The sequence below is a fragment of the Micromonospora sp. NPDC049151 genome (genome assembly GCF_040648395.1).
Taxonomy (GTDB): domain Bacteria; phylum Actinomycetota; class Actinomycetes; order Mycobacteriales; family Micromonosporaceae; genus Micromonospora.
The window spans coordinates 1-20,567 of record NZ_JBEZDP010000015.1 but is presented as its reverse complement, the minus strand read 5'-3'; the positions used below and the strand labels follow the sequence as shown (position 1 = coordinate 20,567).

Sequence of the window (20,567 nt, the reverse complement as noted above, 5' to 3'; positions counted from 1 at the left end):
AGGGCGGTCACAGGTCGGGCCGTCCCTCGTCGGGGGTGGACGCCTGGGCGTGGAAGCGGCGGGCGATGCGGCCCGCGCCGTACGCCAGGCGCCCGGCCTCGACCGCGTACCGCATCGCCGTGGCCATCGCCACCGGGTCGGCGGCCCGGGTCACGGCGCTCGCCAGCAGCACCGCGTCGCAGCCCAGCTCCATCGCGAGCGCCGCGTCGGACGCGGTGCCGATGCCCGCGTCGAGCACCACCGGCACGTCGACCGACTGCCGGATCAGCCGGATGTGGTGCGGGTTGCCGATGCCCAGTCCGGAACCGATCGGCGACCCGGCCGGCATCACCGCCGCGCAGCCCACGTCGGCCAGCCGCCGCGCGAGCACCGGATCGTCCGACGTGTACGGCAGCACCGTGAACCCGTCCGCCACCAGTTCCTCGGCGGCGCGCAGCAGCTCCACCCCGTCGGGCAGGAGCGTGCGCTCGTCGCCGATCACCTCAAGCTTCACCCAGTCGGTGTCGAACGCCTCCCGCGCCAGGTGCGCCGTCTTCACCGCCTCCACGGCGGTACGGCAGCCGGCCGTGTTCGGCAGCAGCCGTACGCCGCACCGCTCCACCAGGTCGAGCAGGCCGCCCGACCCACCGGGCGTGGTGTCCACCCGGCGCAGCGCCAACGTCACCAGCTCGGTGCCGGAGGCCCGGATCGCCTGCTCCAGCACGTGCAGGTTGGCCGCGCCGCCGGTGCCGAGGACGAGCCGGGAGCCGAACGTGACCCCACCGATCTCAAGCGTGGACATCCGCTCACCCGCCCTGGGTGGCGCTGAGCACCTCGACCCGGTCGCCGTCGCGCAGCACGCTCGCCGACCAGCCGCCGCGCGGCACCACCTCACCGTTCACCGCCACCGCGAGCCCGCGCTCCCGGTCGGTGACCGCGCGGACCACCTCCGCGACTGTGACACCGTCGGGCAGCGTCCGGCCGGTGCCGTTGACGATCAGTTCCACGTGCGCTCCTTCCCGAAGCGATCCGGGGTGAAGGGGGCGAGCGCGGGATCCGGCTCGCCGGTGACGATCAGTTCGGTGACCAGGTCGGCGGTGACCGGGGTGAGCACGATGCCGTGCCGGTGGTGCCCGGTGGCCGCGAGCACGCCCGGCCGCCCGGGCAGCGGCCCGATGATCGGCGCGTTGTCCGGCGTACCGGGACGCAACCCGGCCACGGCCTCCGCCAGCTCGTACTCGACGAGTTCCGGCACCAGCTCGGCGGCGGCGCGCAGCAGCGTCAGCACCCCACCGGCGGTGACAGCGGTGTCGGCGCGCTCCTCGACTGTCGCCCCGACGACGACCTCACCGCTGTCCCGGGGCACCAGGTAGACCGACTCGCTGTCCGCGTACCCCCGGATCACGTGCCGGAAGCCCGGCGGGCCGCCGCCCGGCGCGCGCAGCCGCAGCACCTGGCCCTTCACCGGGCGGACCGGCAGGCTGGTCAGCGCCGCCGCGCCGCAGCCGGCCGCGACCACCGTGACGCGGGCGTCCACGTCGGACAGCGCGCCGACGCGGGCGGGGCGCAGCTCCGCACCGGCGCGTTCGGCGGCAGTGCGCAGCGCGGCGACCAGCCGCCGCGGGTCGACCTGGTGGTCGCCGGGGGCCACCGCGCCGCCGCGCACGCGCGGCGCCAGCGCCGGTTCGCGGTCGCGCAGCTCCGACGGCCGCAGCGGCGTGATCGGCAGTTCCAGACCCTGTTGGTACGACCACAGCCGCCCCGCCTCGGCCAGGTCGTCGGCGGTGAGCCCGACGACGAGCGTGCCCTCGGTGCGGTACCCGATGTCGACGCCGCTCGCCCCGGCCAGCTCGGCTGCGAAACCGGGCCAGCGGGCGGCGGACTCGACGAGCAGCGCGGTCAGCTCGTGCTCACCGAAGTACGCCTCGGCGACCGGCGACAGCATCCCGGCGGCCACCGACGAGGCGCCCGACCCGGGCCGGTCGTCGTGCACCACCACGCGCAGTCCGCGCTGCGCGCACCGCCACGCGATCGCCCACCCGATCGGCCCGCCCCCCACCACCGCCACGTCGGTAAGGAAGGGCCCCCTTTTAACGCCTCCGGTAGAGGAAGGGCCCCCTTTTAACACGTCAGCGCCCGCATCAGCTCGGCGGTGGCGTGTGCGGGATCGGCGGCCAGGCTGAGCGCGCCGACCACCGCCACCCCGTACGCCCCGGCGGCCCGCAACGTCGGCACGGTCCCGGCGGTGACCCCACCGATCGCGATCACCGGCACGCTCACCGCCTCGGCGACCGCGCGTATCCCCTCGGGGCCGATCGGATCCGGCAGGCCGGCCTTGGTGGTGGTGACGTGGCACGGGCCCACGCCCAGGTAGGTCGCGCCCGCGTCCACCGCCACGCGGGCGCCGGCCGGCTCGCGGGCGGTCGCGCCGAGCACGGCGTCCGGGCCGAGCACCCGGCGCGCGGCTGCGACCGGCAGGTCGTCCGCGCCGACGTGGCCCCCGGCGGCGTCCACCGCGAGCGCCACGTGCAGCCGGTCGTTCACCAGGCACCGCGCCCCGTACGGCCGGCAGGCGTCGACCACCAGCCGGGCCAGCTCGTACGCCTCCCGGTCGGTGGCGTCGTCCTCCACACGCACCTGTACGACGAGGTCGGCGCCCGCTACGGGCAGGGCGGCACGCAGCACGGCGAGCGGGTCACGCCCCGGCCGGGTGTCGGTGATGAGATGCAGTCGTCCCAGGGACAGCACGGCAACGCTCCTCCCTGCGCCGGCATTACCCGGATCAGGTTCGACGGTCGGGGGCTCCCAGCCCCCCTCTCAGCCCGGTCCGCACCGGGCTCCCGTGGGTCACTTGCGGCCTACCGTACGACGCCTCCCGCCCGTACGGAAGCCCTCCGTAACGTTCCTCCCACGCCAACGCGCGCCGATCTTGCAGTTGTCGCCCCCGCAGAAGCCGCGAAACGGGCACCCGAGGGGCAGAAACTGCAAGATCGACGCGCGGACGGTGGGGCGGGCGTCAGAGGATGGCGTCCAGGGCCTCCAGGTCCTCGTCTGAGGGCTGCCAGGTTCCCGCCTCGGCGTTGGACTTCACCTGCTCTGGGGTCGTCGCGCCGGCGATCACCGACGTTACGGCGGGACGGGCGGCCAGGCCGCCGATGGCCACCTGGAGCATGCTGATGCCGCGCTCGGCCGCGTACGCCTCGATCGCCTCGATGACGTCCCAGCGCGCGGCGGCCAGCCGTTCGGCGTACCGGCCGCCACCGGCCAGCCGGCTACCGGCCGGGGGCGCCTCGCCCCGCTTGTACTTGCCGGTGAGCAGCCCGTTTGCGAGCGGGAAGAACGGCAGCATGCCCAGGCCGAACCGCTCGCAGGCCGGGATGACCTCGTCCTCGACGCCGCGTTCCAGCAGCGAGTAGTGGTTCTGCGCGGAGATGAACCGGGTACGGCCCTGCGACGACGCGGTCCAGTCGGCGTCGGCGATCTGCCACCCGGCGAAGTTGGAGTTGCCCAGGTAGCGCACCTTGCCGGCGGTCACCAGGTCGTTCAGCGCGGCCAGCGTCTCGTCGATCGGGGTGCCCGGGTCGGGCTCGTGCATCTGGTACAGGTCGATGTGGTCGGTGCCGAGCCGGCGCAGCGACGCCTCGACGGCGCGGGCGATGTAGCGGCGAGCGCCCCGGGCGCCGTGGTCCGGCCCGTTCGCGCCGTTCATGTCCATGCCGAACTTGGTGGCCACCACCACGTCGTCGCGGCGGCCCTTGAGCGCCTGACCGAGCAGTTCCTCGGAGGCACCCTGCGGCTCACCGTAGATGTCGGCGGTGTCGAAGAAGTTGATCCCGGCGTCGAGCGCGGCGTCCACCACCGCCCGGGTGCCGTCGAGGTCGAGCTTGCGGCCGAAGTTGTTGCAGCCGATACCGACAACGGACACCACGAGCCCGGAGTCGCCCAGCCGGCGGAAGGTCATCTCACTCACGAGATCCACCCTATGCCCGCTCCCCGGGGCCCACCCTCGGGTAGCAGCTCAGCCCACGTCCCAGACCGGCTCCGGTGTCTCCACCACGTCGCCGTCGCCACGGAACAGCACGAACCGGTCGAAGGTACGGGTGAACCACCTGTCGTGGGTGACAGCGACGACCGTTCCCTCGAACGCGGTCAGCCCGGCCTCCAACGCCTCGGCCGAGGCCAGGTCGAGGTTGTCCGTCGGCTCGTCGAGCAGCAGCAGCGTCGCCCCGGACAGTTCCAGCAGCAGCACCAGGAAGCGGGCCTGCTGCCCGCCGGAGAGCGTGCCGAACCGCTGGTCGCCCTGACCGGCCAGCTCGTACCGGGACAGCGCCGCCATCGCGGCGTGCCGGTCCATGCCGGCCCGGTGGTCGTCGCCGCGCCACAGCACCTCGACGAGGGTCTTGCCCATCAGCTCCGGCCGGTCGTGGGTCTGCGAGAAGTGCCCGGGCCGGACCCGCGCGCCGAGCCGGACCACGCCGCCGTGCGCGACCGGCGCGAGCGCGCCCGCGCCGTCGACAGGCGTGTTGCCCGGCTCCGGGTCGGTGCCGCCGCGCGCCAGCAGCCGCAGGAAGTGCGACTTGCCGGTGCCGTTCGCACCGAGCACCGCCACCCGGTCGCCGTACCAGAGTTCCAGGTCGAACGGGTATGTCAGGCCGTCCAACTCCAGCTGCTCGGCGATCACCGCGCGCTTGCCGGTCCGCCCGCCGGTCAGGCGCATCCGGATGTCCTGGTCCTTCGGGGGTACGGGCGGCGGCCCGGCCTCCTCGAACTTGCGCAACCGGGTCTGCGCGGCCTGGTAGCGCGACGCCATCCCGTCGTTGTACGCGGCCTTCTGCTTGTACATCAGCATCAGCTCGCGCAGCTTCTGGTGTTCCTCGTCCCAGCGTTTGCGCAGCTCGTCGAGGCGGGCGTGCCGGGCCACCCGCGCGGAGTGCCAGCTCGCGAAGCCGCCCGGGTGCACCCAGGCGCTGCCGCCCTCCACCGCGACGACCCGGTCGGCGGTCTGCGCCAGCAGTTCCCGGTCGTGCGAGACGTAGAGCACGGACTTGGCCGACTCGCGCAGCCGCGCCTCCAGCCAGCGTTTGCCGGGTACGTCGAGGAAGTTGTCCGGCTCGTCGAGCAGCAGCACCTCGTCGGGGCCGCGCAGCAGCAACTCCAGCGCGAAGCGCTTCTGCTGGCCGCCGGAGAGCGTGCGGACGGGCCGTTCCCGGGCGCTGTCCCACGGCAGGTCGAGCACGATGGTGGCGACGGTGTCGAAGAGGACCTCCGCGTCGTACCCGCCGGTCTCACCCCAGGCGGCGAGCGCCTCGGCGTACGCGAGCTGGGTCTTGGCGGCGGCGGAGCTGTACTTGCCGCGAACCTCGGCCGCCCGCATGGCCGCCTCGGTCTCGGCGAGCCGCCGCCCGGCGTCGCGCAGCGCCGGCGGGGCGAGGGAGAGCGCCAGGTCGGCGAGCGTGGACTCGTCCCCGATCATGCCGATGAACTGGCGCATCACGCCCAGCCCGCCGGAGCGGGCGATCGCGCCGGTCTTCACCGGCAGGTCACCGGCGACCATCCGCAGCAGGGTGGTCTTGCCGGCGCCGTTGGGGCCCACGAGTGCCACCTTGGCGCCCTCACCGACCCGGAACGACACGTCGCTGAACAGCTCACGCCCGTCCGGGAGGATGTGCCCGGCCCCTGCCACGTCCACGTATCCCACGCGGGCATCCTGCCCGAGCCGGACCGGTGGGCGACACCGGATTACCGGGTGACCCGTAGCACCCGGTAGCCCTTCTGGCTGGCGTGCCGTTCGACCGACCAGCCCTGCTCGACCAGCCAGCGGTGCAGCGAGTCGCCGCCGAGGTGACGGGCGACGACGAGCCAGGCCACGCCGTCCGGGGCGAGCCGGGGCAGCCAGCGCCGCAGCAGGCCGTGCAGTTCCGGCTTGCCGATGTGGATCGGCGGGTTGGACCAGATCTGGGTGAACGTGACGTCGTCCGGCAGGTCGTCCGGCGCGACGGCGCGTACCCGGTCGGCGGCGCCGACCCTTGCCGCGTTGGCTGTGGTGAGGGCGCGGGCGCGCTCGTTGACGTCCACGGCCCAGACGGTGGCCTTCGGCGCGACGGTGGCCAGGACGCAGGTGATCGGGCCGAGGCCGCAGCCGATGTCGAGCAACGCGCCGGTGACGTCGGCGGCCGGCAGGTCGGCCTTGCGCAGCAGCACGGCGGTGCCCGGGTCGAGCCGGTCGGCGGAGAAGACGCCGCCGGCCGAGCCGAGTGTGTAGTCGCGCCCGGCGACTGTGAACTCGACCTCGCGCGGGCGGGCCGGGGTCGAGGGCTCAGCGGTGAAGTAGTGGTCGCCGGTCACGCGGGCATTCTCGCACCGGGCCGCAGCGGTTCCGGCGACGGTGTCACAGGCAGGGTTCGACGCCACTCCACCAGAATTTCCCGATATTACCCCTGAAAGGGACAATCAGTCCTACTCTATGCCACATGGTGTACCGGTACGAGTCCGATGAGGACGCCTTCCTGGAGTACCCGAAGCCCGGGTCGGCCCCGAACGGGCCATCAGCCGTGCCGCCCCCGCCCGCGGGTCCGTCACGCTCCCGCTTCCCCACGCCGTCGCTGCCCCCGCCGCCGCGCCCCACCGCGCAACCCGAGCTGCCGCCGGCCGGCGCGGCCGAGCAGGGCAGCCCCGACGAGCAGGCGGCCGACGACCGTGCCCCGATGCCGGCGCCACCCGCCCCGGCACCCACACCCGGACGGCCCGCGCCACCACGGGAGCCCTCCCCGGTGCCGCAGCCCGCACCGCCGATGCCGGCGCCCGTACCGGCCGCGGCGAACCGGCAGACAGTGCCGATCCCGGCCGGCCCGAGCGCCCGCGCCGCCGCCTTCGAGCCGCCCCGGACCCGGCGCGCCGAGCGCCGTGGCGGCGGCCGGTTCTGGCAGACGCTCGTCGGGGGCGCCGCCGTGCTGCTGCTGCTCTCGCTCACCGGGCTCGCCGTCGCCGCGCTGCTGGACGAGCGCACCGCCGAGCCGCCCGCCGCCCAGCCCACCCCGCAGCCGACCGAGTCGAGCACGCCGTCCGGCGGCACCGACCTGGACTCCCGGGACACCGACCAGGCGTCGCTCACCGCCAAGGAGGTCTTCCCGGTCAAGGACCTGGTGGTCACCGACGAGAAGCCGGCCTACCGGGTGCTGAAGACCCAGGCCAGCACGAAGTGTCAGGTCGCGGCCACCGGCGAGATCGCCGACCTGCTGGTCCGGCTCGGCTGCAACCAGGTCGTGCGGGGCACGCTCCGCTCCCCCGACGGCGACCACCTGATCACCGCCGGTCTGTTCAACCTCACCGACGTGGCCACCGCCCAGCGGGTACGCGACCGCATCCGGCCGCTGCTCGACGCGCGCCAGGGACGGTTCCGTGGCATGGCGGCGGGCGACGGGACCGAGGCGGTGGAGAAGGCCGCGGCCCGGGTCGCCTGGCAGGTACGCGGACACTACGTCGCCTACTGCCTGGTCACCCGCGCCGACGGCGAGCGCATCCCGAGTGACGACGCGACCGCCCGCGAGATCATGTACGACCTGGTCGAGCTGCACCTGAACCGGGGTGTGCTGGATCGCCGCGCGGCAGCCGGAACGGCCGGGCAGCCCGACGCGGACGCGGCCGACGACAGCGCCGGTCAGCGGGGCACCGACTGAGCCGCGCTCAGCCCTCGGCCACCGGCACCCGCAACCGGCGGGTCTCCTCGGCGCGGCGGGCGTACTCGGCCGGGTCGGCCGGGTAGCCCACAGCGACCAGGGCGAGACCGTGCGCGGGCGCCACAGTCACCTCGCTGGAGCGTTCGCGGCGGGTCAGCAGACCGGCCGGCCACTGGACCGGCCGCCGCCCGTCGCCGGCCACCAGCATCGCCCCGACCAGGCTGCGCACCATGTTCTGGCAGAACGCGTCGGCCTGCACGGTGGCGACCAGGATGCCGTCCGGGTCACGCCGCCAGTCCAGCCGGGTCACCTCGCGCAGTGTGGTCGCGTTCTCCTTGCGTCGGCAGTACGCGGCGAAGTCGTGCTCGCCCACCAGCCCGGCGGCGGAGGCGTTCAGCGCCGCCAGGTCCAGGGGCTTCGGCCAGGCGAGGGTGTCGCCGCGGCGCAGCGGCTCGGCACCCCACGGGGCATCGGTGACCCGGTACTCGTAGCGCCGGAACGTGGCCGAGAACCGGGCGTCGAAGTCGACCGGCACCTCGGTCATCGCGCGTACCCGGACGTCCGGCGGCAGCAGCCGGGCCAGCCGGCGCAGCAGCCGCCCCTCGTGCTCCCGCCACACGGGAGTCGGCAGGTCGAGGTGGCAGACCTGCCCGGTGGCGTGCACCCCGGCATCGGTGCGCCCGGCCACTGTCAGCCCGGTGGCCGTGCCCACGCCGAGCACCAGGTCCAGCGTCTGCATGAGCACGCCGGCCACTGTGCGCCGGGTCGGCTGGGGCGCCCAGCCGGAGAAGTCCGTGCCGTCGTACGAGACGTCCAGCCGCAGCCGGGTCCGCTCGTCCACCTCGTACCTCCTGTCGACGGCGACGGGCCCGGCACCCCCGAGGGGATGCCGGGCCCGGTCGAGCCTGATCTCAGGCCTTGTCGTTCTCGGTGGCCTCGTCGCTGTCCTCACGGGCGGCGGCGGTGTCACCGGACGCGGAGACCGGCGCCTCGGCGTCCTGGTCACCGGCGCTGGAGCGCGGGGTCTCCTCGGCCGGGGCCAGGGCCTCGACCTTGTCCTGCTGGGCGGCCTTGCGGGCGGCGGTCTTCTTGTTCGCCTTCGGCTCGGCGACCTGAAGCTCCTCCACCAGCTCGATGATCGCCATCGGAGCGGCGTCACCCTTGCGCGGACCGGTCTTCACGATCCGGGTGTAGCCACCGTTGCGGTTGGCGTACCGGGGCGCGATCTGGTCGAACAGGGCGTAGACCACGTCCTTGTCCTTGACGACGCCCAGCACCCGGCGGCGCGAGGCGAGGTCGCCGCGCTTGGCCTTGGTGATGAGCTGCTCGGCCAGCGGACGCAGCCGCCGGGCCTTCGTCTCGGTGGTCTGGATCTTGCCGTGCTGGAACAGCGCGGTGGCCAGGTTGGCCAGCATCAGCCGCTCGTGCGCGGGGCTGCCGCCGAGGCGGGGGCCCTTGGTGGGCGTGGGCATGCTTGGTGCTCCTCAGGTGTGGCGGCAGCGCGGACTAGAGCTGCTCGGTCTCGCGGTAGTCGTCGGTGTCGTAGTCGGCCTCGCCGAAGGCGTCCACGACGTGCGCCGGGTCGAAGTTCGGAGCCGAGTCCTTCAGCCCCAGGCCCATCCCGGCGAGCTTCATCTTGACCTCGTCGATCGACTTCTGACCGAAGTTGCGGATGTCGAGGAGGTCGGCCTCGGTACGCCCGATGAGCTCACCAACGGAGTTGATGCCCTCGCGCTTGAGGCAGTTGTAGGAGCGGACGGTCAGGTCCAGCTCCTCGATCGGCAGGGCCAGGTCCGCAGCCAGCTGGGCGTCCTGCGGGGACGGCCCGATGTCGATGCCCTCGGCCGTCTCGTCCAGCTCGCGGGCGAGCCCGAACAGCTCCACCAGCGTCGAGCCGGCCGAGGCCAGCGCGGTACGCGGGCCCATCGACGGCTTGGTCTCGACGTCGATGATCAGCCGGTCGAAGTCGGTCCGCTGCTCGACACGGGTCGCCTCGACCCGGTACGTCACCTTGAGCACCGGCGAGTAGATCGAGTCGACCGGGATCCGGCCGATCTCGGCACCCGCCTGCTTGTTCTGCGCCGCCGTGACGTAGCCGCGCCCCCGCTCGACGGTCAGCTCCATGTCGAGCCGGCCCTTGCCGTTGAGGGTGGCGAGCTTCAGGTCCGGGTTGTGCACCGAGACACCGGCCGGGGGCTGGATGTCACCGGCGGTCACGTCGCCCGGGCCCTGCTTGCGCAGGTACATGCTGACCGGCTCGTCGTGCTCGGAGCTGACGCACAGCTCCTTGATGTTCATGACGAGCTCGACCACGTCCTCCTTGACCCCGGGGATCGTGGTGAACTCGTGCAGCACACCGTCGATCTTGATCGAGGTGACAGCCGCACCCGGGATGGACGACAGCAGCGTACGCCGCAGCGAGTTGCCCAGGGTGTAACCGAAGCCGGGCTCCAGCGGCTCGATGGTGAACCGGGAGCGGGTCTCGTTGATCGACTCTTCGGAGAGAGACGGTCGCTGGCTGATGAGCATCTTTTCTCTTCTCTTCCGGGGCGCCCGCTATTTGACGCCCACGACACAACTGTTCCGGTGGCCCGCCCCGGAGGACGGGCCACCGCAACGAGCCCTTACTTGGAGTAGAGCTCGACGATCAGCTGCTCCTGGACCTGGGTGTCGATCACCTGGCGGGCCGGGAGCGAGTGCACGAGGATCTTCATCTGGCTCGGGATCGCCTCCAGCCACGCCGGAACGGTCCGCGAGCCGGCCTCACCCTGCGCCACGAGGAACGGGGTGAGCTCCTTGCTCTTCGCACGCACCTCGACGATGTCGTGCTCCTTGACGCGGTACGACGGGATGTCGACCTTCTTGCCGTTCACCGTGAAGTGACCGTGCTTGACCAGCTGACGGGCCATGTCCCGGGACTTGGCGTAGCCGGCCCGGTAGACCACGTTGTCCAGCCGCGACTCGAGGATCTGCAGCAGGACCTCACCGGTCTTAGCTTCCTTGCTCACGGCCTCTTCGTAGTAGCCGCGGAACTGCTTCTCCAGCACGCCGTAGACACGACGGGCCTTCTGCTTCTCACGGAGCTGGAGCAGGTACTCCGTCTCCTTCGTGCGGCCGCGGCCGTGCTGCCCGGGCGGGAACGGCCGGGACTCGAACGGGCACTTCGGGCCATCGCACTTGCTGCCCTTGAGGAACAGCTTCATCTTCTCCCGCCGGCAACGGCGGCAGTCAGCACCGGTGTAACGAGCCATCTCTCTCTAACCTCTCAGACCCGGCGACGCTTCGGCGGACGGCAACCGTTGTGCGGCTGCGGCGTGACGTCGGAGATCTGCCCGACCTCGAGGCCCACTGCCTGCAGCGAACGGATGGCGGTCTCCCGGCCGGAGCCGGGACCCTTGACGAACACGTCGACCTTGCGCATGCCGTGCTCCATCGCGCGGCGCGCGGCGGCCTCGGCGGCGAGCTGCGCGGCGAACGGAGTCGACTTGCGGGAGCCCTTGAAGCCCACCTGGCCGGACGAGGCCCAGGAGATGACCGCACCGGTCGGGTCCGTGATGGACACGATGGTGTTGTTGAAGGTGCTCTTGATGTGCGCCTGCCCGTGGGCGACGTTCTTGCGTTCCTTGCGCCGGACCTTCTTGACGGCGGCTCCGGCACGAGCCTTCGGTGGCATAAGTCTGTGCGCTCCTAGTTACTTCTTGCCGGGCTTCTTCTTGCCGGCCACGGTCCGCTTCGGGCCCTTCCGGGTCCGCGCGTTGGTCTTGGTGCGCTGGCCACGCACGGGCAGACCACGGCGGTGCCGGATACCGGCGTAGCAGCCGATCTCGACCTTGCGGCGGATGTCAGCGGCGACCTCGCGGCGCAGGTCACCCTCAACCTTGTAGTTGCCCTCGATGTGGTTCCGGAGCTCGACGAGCTCCTCGTCCGTGAGGTCCCGAACGCGCTTGTCCGGCGAGATGCCGGTCGCGGCGAGCGTCTCCAGGGCGCGGGTGCGACCGACCCCGAAGATGTAGGTGAGCGCGATCTCCATCCGCTTCTCGCGGGGGAGATCCACGCCGACTAGACGTGCCATGTGCGGGCGTACTCCTCGTGATGTTGTGGCGGAGGTGTGGACCCGCCCCACCCCGCTACCGACCGTCCCTGTCCTTCCGGCGTCGACGACGCCGGCGACCGGGACCGGTCGCTGCCCGAGCGGGCCCCGGCCTCCGACCGGGGGTCAACCACGAGGGGTACGCACTGCGTACCAACCGCGGCTGGGGCGAGTTGGTGATGTGTGGGGCGTCAGCCCTGGCGCTGCTTGTGGCGCGGGTCGGTGCAGATGACCATGACCCGGCCGTGCCGGCGGATCACCCGGCACTTGTTGCAGATCCTCTTGACGCTCGGCTTGACCTTCACGGTTGCCTTACTTCCCATCTGGCCCGGAGACGCGACGCAGCGCGACCCGGACGTCGAAGACGGACACGGGAACGTCCCGGCCGCCGTCAGGCTTACTTGTAGCGGTAGACGATGCGCCCGCGGGTCAGGTCGTACGGCGAGAGTTCGACGACGACCCGGTCCTCCGGCAGGATGCGGATGTAGTGCTGCCGCATCTTGCCGCTGATGTGAGCCAGCACCTTGTGGCCGTTCGCGAGCTCCACCCGGAACATGGCGTTCGGCAGGGGCTCGATGACCCGACCCTCGATCTCGATGGCTCCGTCTTTTTTCGGCATGTACTCCGCTGTCCTGACGTCGGTTGCTCCGGACGGCCCACAACGTCTTACACGGGTGAACTGACCAAGATCAGAAAACCCGCGCCAGCCGCGGCTCCGACTCCCACCGAAGCGCAGGGTGGGCATGGCGGAGTGGACGCTGTGCGCCGATCTGAAAGTGTACGCCGACCCGCACGCGCTCGCCAAACCGACCGGCGCGACGGTCACCCGGACGACTCAGATATGACGCAGGTCACGCGTCGGGCAGCTCCCGCTTCGCCGCTCGCCGGGCATCCCGTTCGACCCGCTTGCGCCGCCTGCGCTCGGCGTCCCGCTCCGGCACCCCGGTGGCGAGCCCCTGCGCGGTCTGGTAGAGCACCACGGCGCCCCACGGGCCGAGCACCCAGAGCGGCCAGTAGTCGTCGAACTCACCCTCACCGAGCTGGGACACGAACCAGATCGCGGTGAGGATCAGGCCCACCTTCAGCCAGGGCCCCCAGAGCCCCAGCAGCCAGGCGCCGCGCGCACCGCCCGGGTCCACCGGGGCCGGGGCGGCCCGCGGGGGCGTCACGGCGCTCTCCCCGGCCGCGCGGGGCACCGGCAGGGGACGCCCCGCCGGCCCGGTGCCGGGCAGATCGGTCAGCAGCTCGTCCAGCTCGCCGTAGGTCTTCGACGCGTACGTCCGGCGCAGCCGCTCGTCGTACTCGTGCAGGTCGAGCCGGCCCTCGTTAAGCGCCGCCCGGAGTTGCTCCGCGGTGGCCTCCCGATCCACGTCGGCCGCTCGCATCCGGTTGCGCTCCTCCATGGGAGCAAGCATGGCATCCGACCGCCAGCCAGGCACGGCGTGCCCCGCCACGCGGGCGGGCGAAACCCGCCGGTCAGGCGGCCGGGGAGTCGACGGAGGTCTGCCGCGCGGTCACCAGGTCGCCCAGGCGGGCCCGGCCGCCGTCCTCGGCGGTCAGCACCCACACGCCGTCGTCAAGCAACGCCATCGAGTGCTCGACGTGCACCGCCATCGACCCGTCCCGGGTCACCACGGTCCAGCCGTCGGACAGTTCGACGGTACGCGGCGAACCCATCGTGATCATCGGCTCGATCGCGAGCGCCATGCCCGGCACGAGGCGCGGGCCCTTGCCGGGACGCCCGTGGTTGAGCACGTGCGGGTCCTGGTGCATCTCGGTGCCGATGCCGTGGCCGCCGTAGCCGTCGACGATGCCGTACCGGCCGCCCTTGCGGACCGCGCTCTCGACCGCGTGGGAGATGTCGGTGAGCCGCCCCTTGCCGGAGGCCGCACCACGCGCCGCGGCGGCGATCCCGGCCCACATGGCGTCCTCGGCCACCGCCGTCATCCGCAGCAGGGCCGGGTCGACCTCGCCGACCGGCACCGTGACCGCCGCGTCGCCGTGCCAGCCGTCCAGCACCGCCCCGCAGTCGATCGAGATCAGGTCGCCCTCGCGCAGCACCTGCTGGGGCGACGGGATGGCGTGCACCACCTGCTGGTTGACCGAGGAGCAGATCGACGCCGGGAAGCCGTGGTAGCCCTTGAACGAGGGCACGGCACCCGCCTCGCGGATGGTCGACTCGGCGATCGCGTCCAGGTCAGCCGTCGACACGCCCGGCGCCACCGCCTCCCGCATCCGGCGCAGGGCACGGGCGACGACCAGACCGGCGGCCCGCATCAGCTCGATCTGCTCGGGGGTCTTCAGCTGGATGTCCAGCTGGGGACGGCGCATGGTGGTGATTACCTTTCGTCGCGCGTACGCGGAGCAGCGGGGCACGTCGCACGTACCCCGCTGCTCGCACTCTATCCGTCGGGTGGTGGGTGGGACCTCAGCCGCCGTACGAACGCAGCGCGTCGATGGCGCGGACGGTGACGTCCTCCACCGGGCCGGTCGCGTCGATGCCGACCAGCTTGCCCTGGGCGCCGTAGTAGTCGACCAGCGGCGCGGTCTTCTCGGCGTACTCCCGCAGCCGGGCCGCGATGGTCTCCGGCTTGTCGTCGTCCCGCTGGAACAGCTCCGCGCCGCAGCGGTCGCAGATGCCCTCCCGGCTGGTCGCGTCAAACTCGACGTGCCAGATCTTGCCGCAGCCCCGGCAGGTACGCCGGCCGGACAGCCGCCGGATCACCTCGTCGTCGTCGACGACGAGCTCCAGCACCAGGTCCAGCGCGGTGCCGAGGTCGGCGAGGAGCTTGTCCAGCGCGGCGGCCTGCGGCGTGGTCCGCGGGAAGCCGTCGAGCAGGAAGCCCTCGCTCGCGTCCGGCTCGGCGAGCCGGTCCCGCACCATGTTGATGGTGACCTCGTCCGGGACCAGCTTGCCCGCGTCCATGTAGCGCTTGGCCTCGACGCCCAGCGGCGTGCCCTGGGAGACGTTCGCCCGGAATATGTCACCGGTCGAGATCTTCGGCACCGAGAGGTGCGCGGCGATGAACTCCGCCTGTGTGCCTTTGCCCGCGCCCGGCGGGCCAACCAGAACGAGTCGCATCTACCGCAGGAACCCTTCGTAGTTCCGCTGCATGAGTTGGCTCTCGATCTGCTTCACGGTCTCCAGACCGACGCCGACCATGATGAGCACAGCGGTGCCGCCGAACGGGAAGTTCTGGAACTGCTGGTTGTCCAGCCAGATGAAGAAGAAGTTCGGCAGGATAGCGACGATGCCCAGGTAGAGCGCACCCGGCAGGGTGATCCGGCTGAGGATGAAGTCGAGGTACTCGGCGGTCGGCTTGCCGGGGCGGATGCCCGGCACGAAGCCGCCGTACTTCTTCATGTTGTCCGCGACCTCGGTCGGGTTGAACGTGATCGACACGTAGAAGTACGTGAAGAAGATGATCAGCAGGAAGTAGATCGCGATGTGCTCCGGCGCGCTCGCCTTCACGATGTGGTTCTGGATCCACGCCTGGACCTTGCCCGGGTCGTTCTGATCGAAGAACTGCAGCGCGAGCTGAGGCAGGTAGAGCAGCGACGAGGCGAAGATGACCGGGATGACGCCGGCCTGGTTCACCTTGAGCGGGATGTAGGTGGACGTGCCGCCGTACATCCGCCGGCCGATCATGCGCTTGGCGTACTGCACCGGGATCCGGCGCTGTGCCTGCTCGATGAAGGTGACAGCGGTGATGACCAGCAGGACCAGGGCGATGACCAGGAGGAACATCCCCCAGCCCTTCGTGGTCTTGATCTTCCAGCCCTCGCTGGGGAGCCGGGCCGCGATCGAGGTGAAGATCAGCACGGACATGCCGTTGCCGACGCCCCGGTCGGTGATCAGCTCACCCAGCCACATCACCACGCCGGTGCCGGCGGTCATGGTCATGACCAGGATGGTCAGCGTCAGCCAGTCCGGGATGCCGGTGCCCTTGGGCACGATCGGGAACTGGTCGCACTGGTTGTTGAACAGCTGCCCGGAGCGGGCCAGCGCCACGAACGCCGAGGACTGGAGGATGCCCAGGCCCAGCGTCAGGTAGCGGGTGTACTGCGTGATCTTGGCCTGCCCGGCCTGGCCCTCCTTGCGGAGCTGCTCCAGGCGCGGGATCACCACCGTCAGCAGCTGCAGGATGATCGACGCGGTGATGTAGGGCATGATGCCCAGCGCGAAGACCGAGAGCTGGAGCAGAGCGCCACCGGAGAAGAGATCCAGCAGGTTCAGCACGCCAGTGCTGCCGCCCTGGATCGTGTCGAGGCACTTCTGCACGTTTCCGTACGAGACGCCCGGGCTGGGCAGCGTGGCGCCCAGCCGGTAGACCGCGATGATGCCTACTGTGAACAGCAGCTTCTTGCGCAGGTCAGGCGTACGGAACGCACTGAGAAAGGCGGACAGCAACTTCTTCCTCCTGCGCGACGCGGGCCGCCGGTGACGAATCCCTGGCGGGGCGGGGTGGTGCCGGACGGAGTGTCCGGTATCCATGGCTGGGAACGGACTCTAACAGCCCGGCCCCGGTCCGGGCAGATGTGCCCGGCTACATAAACCGAATCCGATGTTACCCGGCGCACACGTGGCCGGTAGACCATGGCGCCCGCCCAGTTGCGAACAACTGAGCGGGCGCCGTGGACATCGCCTTACAGCTCCGTGACCGAGCCACCGGCGGCGGTGATCTTCTCCTTGGCCGACGCGCTGAACGCGTGCGCCGAGACCTGGAGAGACACGCCACCGAGGTCGCCCGTGCCGAGCACCTTGACCGGGTGACCCTTGCGGACCGCGCCGGCCTCGACCAGCTCGACCGGGCCGACCTGGCCGCCGTTCGGGAACAGCTCGGCCAGCCGGTCCAGGTTGACCACCTGGAACACGACCTTGAACTTGTTCTTGAAGCCCTTCATCTTCGGCAGGCGCATGTGGATGGGCATCTGCCCACCCTCGAACGCCGGCGAGATGTTCTTCCGGGCCTTGGAACCCTTGGTACCGCGACCGGCGGTCTTGCCCTTCGAGCCCTCACCGCGACCCACACGGGTCTTGTCGGTCTTGGCACCCGGAGCCGGACGCAGGTGGTGCACCTTGATCGTCATTACTCGACCTCCTCGACCTTCACGAGGTGGTTGACCGTGAAGATCATGCCGCGGATCTCCGGCCGGTCCTCCTTGACCACCACGTCGTTGATCCGCTTGAGACCGAGCGAACGCAGCGAGTCACGCTGGTTCTTCTTGGTCCCGATCTCGGACCGGACCTGGGTGACCTTCAGGCGTGCCATCAGGACGCCACCCCCGCCCGCGACGCCAGCATGGCGGCCGGCGCGACGTCCTCGACCGGCAGACCACGACGGGCCGCGACCTGCTCCGGGGACTCGAGCCCCTTCAGGGCCGCCACCGTGGCGTGCACGATGTTGATCGGGTTGGACGAGCCGAGGCTCTTGGAGAGCACGTCGTGGATGCCCGCGCACTCCAGCACGGCACGCACCGGGCCACCGGCGATGACACCCGTACCGGCGGAGGCCGGCTTGAGCAGCACCACACCGGCGGCGTCCTCGCCCGTGACCGGGTGCGGGATCGACTGGCCGATCCGCGGCACCTTGAAGAAGTGCTTCTTGGCCTCCTCGACACCCTTGGCGATCGCCGCGGGCACCTCCTTGGCCTTTCCGTAGCCCACACCGACGGTGCCGTCGCCGTCGCCCACGATCACGAGGGCGGTGAAGCTGAAGCGACGACCACCCTTCACGACCTTGGCGACGCGGTTGATCGCGACGACCCGCTCGAGGTGCGGGGTCTTCTCGACGGGCGCGTTTCCGCGGCCGCCCTCACGGCGGTTGTCGCGGCGACCACCCTCGTTGCCACCGGACCCGCCGCCACGGCGCTGTTGACCTGGCATCAGCAGCCTTCCTTCTCTCTCGTGACGGGGTTTCTAGAACTCGAGCCCGGCTTCGCGGGCGGCGTCGGCGAGCGCGGCGACACGCCCCGCGTACCGGTTGCCACCGCGGTCGAAGACGACCTTCGAGACGCCGGCGGCCTTGGCACGCTCGGCGAGCAGGGCGCCGACCTTGCCGGCCAGGGCGCTCTTGTCGCCCTCGGCGCCGCGCAGCGAGGCGTCCATGGTCGAGGCCGACGCCAGGGTGTGACCCTTGGTGTCGTCCACGACCTGGGCCACCATGTGCCGCAGGGAGCGGGTGACGACGAGGCGGGGACGGTCGGCGGTGCCGCTGACGTTCTTGCGGACCCGGAAGTGCCGACGCGCACGCCCGACGGCACGCTTGGCGGCGACGCCGCGGCGGCGCTTGAGCAGCGTGGCGCTCACTTCTTACCTGCCTTTCCAGCCTTGCGGCGGATGACCTCGCCCTGGTACTTCACGCCCTTGCCCTTGTAGGGCTCCGGCGGACGGATCTTCCGGATGTTGGCGGCGACCTCACCGACCTGCTGCTTGTCGATGCCGGCGACGTGGAACAGCGTCGGCTTCTCGACGGTGAAGGTGATGCCGTCCGGCGCCGGCACGAGGACCGGGTGCGAGAACCCGAGCGCGAACTCCAGGTCCTTGCCCTTGGCGGTCACGCGGTAACCGGTGCCGGCGATCTCCAGGCTCTTGCGGTAGCCCTCGGTGACCCCGACGATCATGTTGGCCACCAGCGTACGGCTCAGGCCGTGCAGCTCCTTGGCCTTGCGCTCGTCGTTGGGCCGGTTGACGTGCAGCTCGCCGTCCTCGCCCCGCTCCGCCGTGATCGGCTCGGCCAGCACGTGGCTCAGCTCGCCCTTGGGGCCCTTGACCTTGACGGTCCGGCCGTCGATCGTGATGTCGACGCCGGCAGGTACCGGGATCGACTTACGTCCAATACGCGACATTTCTACCTGTCTCCCGTTACCAGACGAAGGCGAGGACTTCCCCGCCAACGCTCCGCTTGCGGGCCTGCCGGTCGGTGAGCAGCCCCTGGGACGTCGAAATGATCGCCACGCCCAGTCCACCGAGCACCCGCGGGAGCCCGTCCGACTTGGCGTACACCCGGAGGCCGGGCTTGGACACGCGCTTGATGCCGGCCAGGCTCCGCTCGCGGTTCTGGCCGTACTTCAGCTCGACGACCAGTCGCTTGCCGACGGCGCCCTCCTCGGGCTCCTCGACCGACCAGGTGGCGATGTAGCCCTCGGCCTTGAGGACCTCGGCGATGTTCGCCTTGATCTTCGAGTACGGCATCGTCACCCGGTCGTGGTACGCCTGGTTGGCGTTACGCAGACGCGTGAGCATGTCTGCGATCGGGTCGGTCATCGTCATGAAAACTCGTCAACCTTTCTCGCCGGGGTTCCCCGGGCCAGGCCCGGGGCCTACGGCGAAGAGACAGTTCAGCTGACGCGCCGGAGCGCGCCGGGCTATTACCAGGAAGCCTTGGACACGCCGGGCAGCTCACCGCGGTGGGCCATCTCCCGGATGCACACCCGGCAGAGACCGAACTTGCGGTAGACCGCCTTCGGACGCCCGCACCGCTGGCAGCGGGTGTACGCGCGAACCGAGAACTTCGGCTTCGCGGCCGCCTTGAGGATCAGCGCCTTCTTGGCCATCTCAGTTCTCCTTGAACGGGAAGCCCAGGAGCTTGAGCAGCGCCCGGCCCTCGTCGTCGGTCGTGGCGGTCGTGACCACCGTGATGTCCATGCCCCGCTGGCGATCGATCTTGTCCTGGTCGATCTCGTGGAACACCGACTGCTCGGTCAGACCGAACGTGTAGTTGCCGTGCCCGTCGAGCTTGCGCCCGTCCAGGCCGCGGAAGTCACGGATACGCGGCAGCGCGATCGAGAGCAGCCGGTCCAGGAACTCCCACATCCGGTCGCCGCGGAGGGTGACCTTCGCGCCGATCGGCATGCCCTCGCGGAGCTTGAACTGCGCGATGGACTTGGTGGCCCGCCGGACCTGCGGCTTCTGGCCGGTGATGGTGGCCAGGTCGCGGACGGCCCCGTCGATCAGCTTGGCGTCGCGAGCGGCCTCGCCGACACCCATGTTGACGACGATCTTGACCAGCCGCGGCACCTGCATCGGGTTGGCGAACTCGAACTGCTTCTGCAGCTCGCCCACGATCTCGTTGCGGTACCGCTCCTTGAGGCGCGGCAGGGTCTTGGTTTCGGTAGCCGTGGTCATCAGAGGTCCTTACCGGTGCTACGCGCGATGCGGACCTTCTGGCCGTTGTCGTCGATCCGGTAGCCGACGCGGGTCGGCTTGCCGTCGGAGTCCAGGACCATCACGTTCGAGACGTGGATCGGGGCCTCCTGGGTGACGATGCCACCGGTCTTGGCGCCACGCTGGGTGGTGCTGATGCGGGTGTGCTTCTTGACCCGGTTCACGCCCTCGACCAGGACCTTGTCCTGCCGCGGGTAGGCCGCGATGACCTTGCCCTTGGCACCCTTGTCCTTGCCGGCGATGACGACGACCGTGTCGCCCTTCTTGACCTTCACGGTCACAACACCTCCGGCGCGAGAGAGATGATCTTCATGAACCGCTTGTCCCGCAGCTCCCGGCCCACCGGGCCGAAGATGCGGGTACCGCGCGGGTCCCCACCGTCCTTGATGATGACGGCGGCGTTCTCGTCGAAGCGGATGTACGACCCGTCCGGCCGCCGCTTCTCCTTGGCGGTCCGAACGACGACGGCCTTGACGACGTCGCCCTTCTTCACACCGGCACCGGGGATCGCGTCCTTGACGGTGGCCACGATGACGTCGCCGATGCTCGCGTAGCGCCGACCGGAGCCGCCGAGCACCCGGATGCACAGGATCTCCCGGGCACCCGTGTTGTCGGCGACGCGCAGTCGCGACTCCTGCTGAATCACGTCTATCTC

General features: G+C 71.0%; 30 protein-coding genes and 1 riboswitch. Of the genes, 1 reads left to right on the top strand and 29 read right to left on the bottom strand.

What is annotated here, in order from left to right:
- Window positions 1-7: 7 nt before the first annotated feature.
- The 7 genes from AB0B20_RS18475 to AB0B20_RS18445 all read right to left on the bottom strand — a co-directional run bounded on the left by AB0B20_RS18475 (window position 8) and on the right by AB0B20_RS18445 (window position 6,324).
- Window positions 8-781, bottom strand: coding sequence for a thiazole synthase (locus AB0B20_RS18475; RefSeq protein ID WP_357388988.1), 774 nt, complete (start codon window positions 779-781; stop codon window positions 8-10).
- A gap of 4 nt (window positions 782-785) precedes the next feature.
- Entirely contained in the window at window positions 786-986 is a 201-nt protein-coding gene (thiS, locus tag AB0B20_RS18470; protein ID WP_354870441.1) for a sulfur carrier protein ThiS, read from the bottom strand.
- Window positions 977-2,107 carry a glycine oxidase ThiO gene (gene thiO, locus AB0B20_RS18465; RefSeq protein WP_357388985.1) on the bottom strand — a complete coding sequence of 377 codons (1,131 nt, stop codon included), beginning with the start codon at window positions 2,105-2,107 and terminating at the stop codon, window positions 977-979. Before thiO ends, thiS begins: the two co-directional genes overlap by 10 nt.
- Window positions 2,101-2,727, bottom strand: coding sequence for a thiamine phosphate synthase (gene thiE, locus AB0B20_RS18460; RefSeq protein ID WP_357388983.1), 627 nt, complete (start codon window positions 2,725-2,727; stop codon window positions 2,101-2,103). The genes thiO and thiE overlap by 7 nt, the downstream gene beginning before the upstream one ends.
- Window positions 2,722-2,833: riboswitch (TPP riboswitch) on the bottom strand. It overlaps the preceding gene by 6 nt.
- Window positions 2,834-2,995: 162 nt before the next feature.
- Entirely contained in the window at window positions 2,996-3,958 is a 963-nt protein-coding gene (locus AB0B20_RS18455) for an aldo/keto reductase (protein ID WP_357471900.1), read from the bottom strand.
- Between the two features lie 39 nt (window positions 3,959-3,997).
- Window positions 3,998-5,677: an ATP-binding cassette domain-containing protein gene (locus tag AB0B20_RS18450; RefSeq protein WP_357471897.1), complete on the bottom strand. Its 1,680-nt coding sequence runs from the start codon at window positions 5,675-5,677 to the stop codon at window positions 3,998-4,000.
- 41 nt (window positions 5,678-5,718) lie between these two features.
- Window positions 5,719-6,324 (bottom strand): methyltransferase, encoded by a 606-nt coding sequence (locus AB0B20_RS18445; protein WP_357471894.1) that lies wholly within the window; start codon window positions 6,322-6,324, stop codon window positions 5,719-5,721.
- 125 nt (window positions 6,325-6,449) lie between these two features.
- On the opposite strand from AB0B20_RS18445, the gene AB0B20_RS18440 reads away from it, so the two are divergent.
- Window positions 6,450-7,655 carry a hypothetical protein gene (locus AB0B20_RS18440; RefSeq protein ID WP_357471891.1) on the top strand — a complete coding sequence of 402 codons (1,206 nt, stop codon included), beginning with the start codon at window positions 6,450-6,452 and terminating at the stop codon, window positions 7,653-7,655.
- A 7-nt stretch (window positions 7,656-7,662) separates the two neighbouring features.
- On the opposite strand, the gene truA is transcribed toward AB0B20_RS18440, so the two are convergent.
- From truA to rplN, 22 genes are all read right to left on the bottom strand, one after another.
- On the bottom strand, window positions 7,663-8,496 hold the full coding sequence (truA, locus tag AB0B20_RS18435) for a tRNA pseudouridine(38-40) synthase TruA (RefSeq protein WP_357471888.1): 834 nt from the start codon (window positions 8,494-8,496) through the stop codon (window positions 7,663-7,665).
- A gap of 70 nt (window positions 8,497-8,566) precedes the next feature.
- Window positions 8,567-9,127, bottom strand: coding sequence for a 50S ribosomal protein L17 (rplQ, locus tag AB0B20_RS18430; protein ID WP_013288611.1), 561 nt, complete (start codon window positions 9,125-9,127; stop codon window positions 8,567-8,569).
- A gap of 34 nt (window positions 9,128-9,161) precedes the next feature.
- Window positions 9,162-10,184: a DNA-directed RNA polymerase subunit alpha gene (locus AB0B20_RS18425; protein WP_007073009.1), complete on the bottom strand. Its 1,023-nt coding sequence runs from the start codon at window positions 10,182-10,184 to the stop codon at window positions 9,162-9,164.
- A gap of 95 nt (window positions 10,185-10,279) precedes the next feature.
- On the bottom strand, window positions 10,280-10,906 hold the full coding sequence (gene rpsD / locus AB0B20_RS18420) for a 30S ribosomal protein S4 (protein WP_073828936.1): 627 nt from the start codon (window positions 10,904-10,906) through the stop codon (window positions 10,280-10,282).
- A 14-nt stretch (window positions 10,907-10,920) separates the two neighbouring features.
- Window positions 10,921-11,328, bottom strand: coding sequence for a 30S ribosomal protein S11 (gene rpsK / locus AB0B20_RS18415; RefSeq protein WP_013288613.1), 408 nt, complete (start codon window positions 11,326-11,328; stop codon window positions 10,921-10,923).
- Between the two features lie 18 nt (window positions 11,329-11,346).
- On the bottom strand, window positions 11,347-11,727 hold the full coding sequence (gene rpsM, locus AB0B20_RS18410) for a 30S ribosomal protein S13 (protein ID WP_013288614.1): 381 nt from the start codon (window positions 11,725-11,727) through the stop codon (window positions 11,347-11,349).
- A 209-nt stretch (window positions 11,728-11,936) separates the two neighbouring features.
- Window positions 11,937-12,050: a 50S ribosomal protein L36 gene (gene rpmJ, locus AB0B20_RS18405; protein ID WP_012184307.1), complete on the bottom strand. Its 114-nt coding sequence runs from the start codon at window positions 12,048-12,050 to the stop codon at window positions 11,937-11,939.
- A gap of 92 nt (window positions 12,051-12,142) precedes the next feature.
- A complete protein-coding gene (gene infA, locus AB0B20_RS18400; RefSeq protein WP_007073013.1) occupies window positions 12,143-12,364 on the bottom strand; it encodes a translation initiation factor IF-1 in 222 nt (73 codons plus the stop codon).
- 232 nt (window positions 12,365-12,596) lie between these two features.
- Window positions 12,597-13,130: a DUF1707 domain-containing protein gene (locus AB0B20_RS18395; RefSeq protein ID WP_357472040.1), complete on the bottom strand. Its 534-nt coding sequence runs from the start codon at window positions 13,128-13,130 to the stop codon at window positions 12,597-12,599.
- A gap of 91 nt (window positions 13,131-13,221) precedes the next feature.
- Window positions 13,222-14,076: a type I methionyl aminopeptidase gene (gene map, locus AB0B20_RS18390; protein ID WP_357383552.1), complete on the bottom strand. Its 855-nt coding sequence runs from the start codon at window positions 14,074-14,076 to the stop codon at window positions 13,222-13,224.
- A 97-nt stretch (window positions 14,077-14,173) separates the two neighbouring features.
- The gene (locus tag AB0B20_RS18385; RefSeq protein WP_030501603.1) at window positions 14,174-14,827 is read right to left on the bottom strand and encodes an adenylate kinase; all 654 of its coding nucleotides are present in this window, start codon (window positions 14,825-14,827) and stop codon (window positions 14,174-14,176) included.
- Window positions 14,828-16,156, bottom strand: coding sequence for a preprotein translocase subunit SecY (gene secY / locus AB0B20_RS18380; protein WP_357383550.1), 1,329 nt, complete (start codon window positions 16,154-16,156; stop codon window positions 14,828-14,830).
- Between the two features lie 236 nt (window positions 16,157-16,392).
- Window positions 16,393-16,836: a 50S ribosomal protein L15 gene (rplO, locus tag AB0B20_RS18375; protein WP_018784561.1), complete on the bottom strand. Its 444-nt coding sequence runs from the start codon at window positions 16,834-16,836 to the stop codon at window positions 16,393-16,395.
- Entirely contained in the window at window positions 16,836-17,018 is a 183-nt protein-coding gene (gene rpmD / locus AB0B20_RS18370) for a 50S ribosomal protein L30 (RefSeq protein WP_013473693.1), read from the bottom strand. Before rpmD ends, rplO begins: the two co-directional genes overlap by 1 nt.
- The gene (rpsE, locus tag AB0B20_RS18365; protein WP_013288621.1) at window positions 17,018-17,632 is read right to left on the bottom strand and encodes a 30S ribosomal protein S5; all 615 of its coding nucleotides are present in this window, start codon (window positions 17,630-17,632) and stop codon (window positions 17,018-17,020) included. Before rpsE ends, rpmD begins: the two co-directional genes overlap by 1 nt.
- Window positions 17,633-17,665: 33 nt before the next feature.
- Window positions 17,666-18,055, bottom strand: coding sequence for a 50S ribosomal protein L18 (rplR, locus tag AB0B20_RS18360; RefSeq protein WP_357383547.1), 390 nt, complete (start codon window positions 18,053-18,055; stop codon window positions 17,666-17,668).
- Window positions 18,052-18,594: a 50S ribosomal protein L6 gene (gene rplF / locus AB0B20_RS18355; protein WP_018784558.1), complete on the bottom strand. Its 543-nt coding sequence runs from the start codon at window positions 18,592-18,594 to the stop codon at window positions 18,052-18,054. Before rplF ends, rplR begins: the two co-directional genes overlap by 4 nt.
- A gap of 16 nt (window positions 18,595-18,610) precedes the next feature.
- Window positions 18,611-19,018 carry a 30S ribosomal protein S8 gene (gene rpsH / locus AB0B20_RS18350; RefSeq protein ID WP_013288624.1) on the bottom strand — a complete coding sequence of 136 codons (408 nt, stop codon included), beginning with the start codon at window positions 19,016-19,018 and terminating at the stop codon, window positions 18,611-18,613.
- 98 nt (window positions 19,019-19,116) lie between these two features.
- Window positions 19,117-19,302, bottom strand: a complete 186-nt coding sequence (locus AB0B20_RS18345) for a type Z 30S ribosomal protein S14 (protein WP_007073023.1) — start codon at window positions 19,300-19,302, stop codon at window positions 19,117-19,119.
- Between the two features lies 1 nt (window position 19,303).
- A complete protein-coding gene (rplE, locus tag AB0B20_RS18340; RefSeq protein ID WP_013288625.1) occupies window positions 19,304-19,873 on the bottom strand; it encodes a 50S ribosomal protein L5 in 570 nt (189 codons plus the stop codon).
- Entirely contained in the window at window positions 19,873-20,193 is a 321-nt protein-coding gene (gene rplX / locus AB0B20_RS18335) for a 50S ribosomal protein L24 (RefSeq protein WP_013288626.1), read from the bottom strand. Before rplX ends, rplE begins: the two co-directional genes overlap by 1 nt.
- Window positions 20,190-20,558, bottom strand: coding sequence for a 50S ribosomal protein L14 (gene rplN, locus AB0B20_RS18330; protein ID WP_007073026.1), 369 nt, complete (start codon window positions 20,556-20,558; stop codon window positions 20,190-20,192). The genes rplX and rplN overlap by 4 nt, the downstream gene beginning before the upstream one ends.
- Between the last annotated feature and the right edge of the window lie 9 nt (window positions 20,559-20,567).

Excerpts from the sequence above, each read along its gene's own strand:
- AB0B20_RS18475 (WP_357388988.1), bottom strand. The coding sequence starts at position 781 with ATGTCCACGCTTGAGATCGGTGGGGTCACGTTCGGCTCCCGGCTCGTC.
- AB0B20_RS18440 (WP_357471891.1), top strand. The coding sequence starts at position 6,450 with ATGGTGTACCGGTACGAGTCCGATGAGGACGCCTTCCTGGAGTACCCG.
- rplQ (WP_013288611.1), bottom strand. The coding sequence starts at position 9,127 with ATGCCCACGCCCACCAAGGGCCCCCGCCTCGGCGGCAGCCCCGCGCAC.
- AB0B20_RS18425 (WP_007073009.1), bottom strand. The coding sequence starts at position 10,184 with ATGCTCATCAGCCAGCGACCGTCTCTCTCCGAAGAGTCGATCAACGAG.
- rpsD (WP_073828936.1), bottom strand. The coding sequence starts at position 10,906 with ATGGCTCGTTACACCGGTGCTGACTGCCGCCGTTGCCGGCGGGAGAAG.
- rpsK (WP_013288613.1), bottom strand. The coding sequence starts at position 11,328 with ATGCCACCGAAGGCTCGTGCCGGAGCCGCCGTCAAGAAGGTCCGGCGC.
- rpsM (WP_013288614.1), bottom strand. The coding sequence starts at position 11,727 with ATGGCACGTCTAGTCGGCGTGGATCTCCCCCGCGAGAAGCGGATGGAG.
- infA (WP_007073013.1), bottom strand. The coding sequence starts at position 12,364 with ATGCCGAAAAAAGACGGAGCCATCGAGATCGAGGGTCGGGTCATCGAG.
- AB0B20_RS18395 (WP_357472040.1), bottom strand. The coding sequence starts at position 13,130 with ATGCGAGCGGCCGACGTGGATCGGGAGGCCACCGCGGAGCAACTCCGG.
- map (WP_357383552.1), bottom strand. The coding sequence starts at position 14,076 with ATGCGCCGTCCCCAGCTGGACATCCAGCTGAAGACCCCCGAGCAGATC.
- AB0B20_RS18385 (WP_030501603.1), bottom strand. The coding sequence starts at position 14,827 with ATGCGACTCGTTCTGGTTGGCCCGCCGGGCGCGGGCAAAGGCACACAG.
- rplO (WP_018784561.1), bottom strand. The coding sequence starts at position 16,836 with ATGACGATCAAGGTGCACCACCTGCGTCCGGCTCCGGGTGCCAAGACC.
- rpmD (WP_013473693.1), bottom strand. The coding sequence starts at position 17,018 with ATGGCACGCCTGAAGGTCACCCAGGTCCGGTCCGAGATCGGGACCAAG.
- rpsE (WP_013288621.1), bottom strand. The coding sequence starts at position 17,632 with ATGCCAGGTCAACAGCGCCGTGGCGGCGGGTCCGGTGGCAACGAGGGT.
- rplF (WP_018784558.1), bottom strand. The coding sequence starts at position 18,594 with ATGTCGCGTATTGGACGTAAGTCGATCCCGGTACCTGCCGGCGTCGAC.
- rpsH (WP_013288624.1), bottom strand. The coding sequence starts at position 19,018 with ATGACGATGACCGACCCGATCGCAGACATGCTCACGCGTCTGCGTAAC.
- AB0B20_RS18345 (WP_007073023.1), bottom strand. The coding sequence starts at position 19,302 with ATGGCCAAGAAGGCGCTGATCCTCAAGGCGGCCGCGAAGCCGAAGTTC.
- rplE (WP_013288625.1), bottom strand. The coding sequence starts at position 19,873 with ATGACCACGGCTACCGAAACCAAGACCCTGCCGCGCCTCAAGGAGCGG.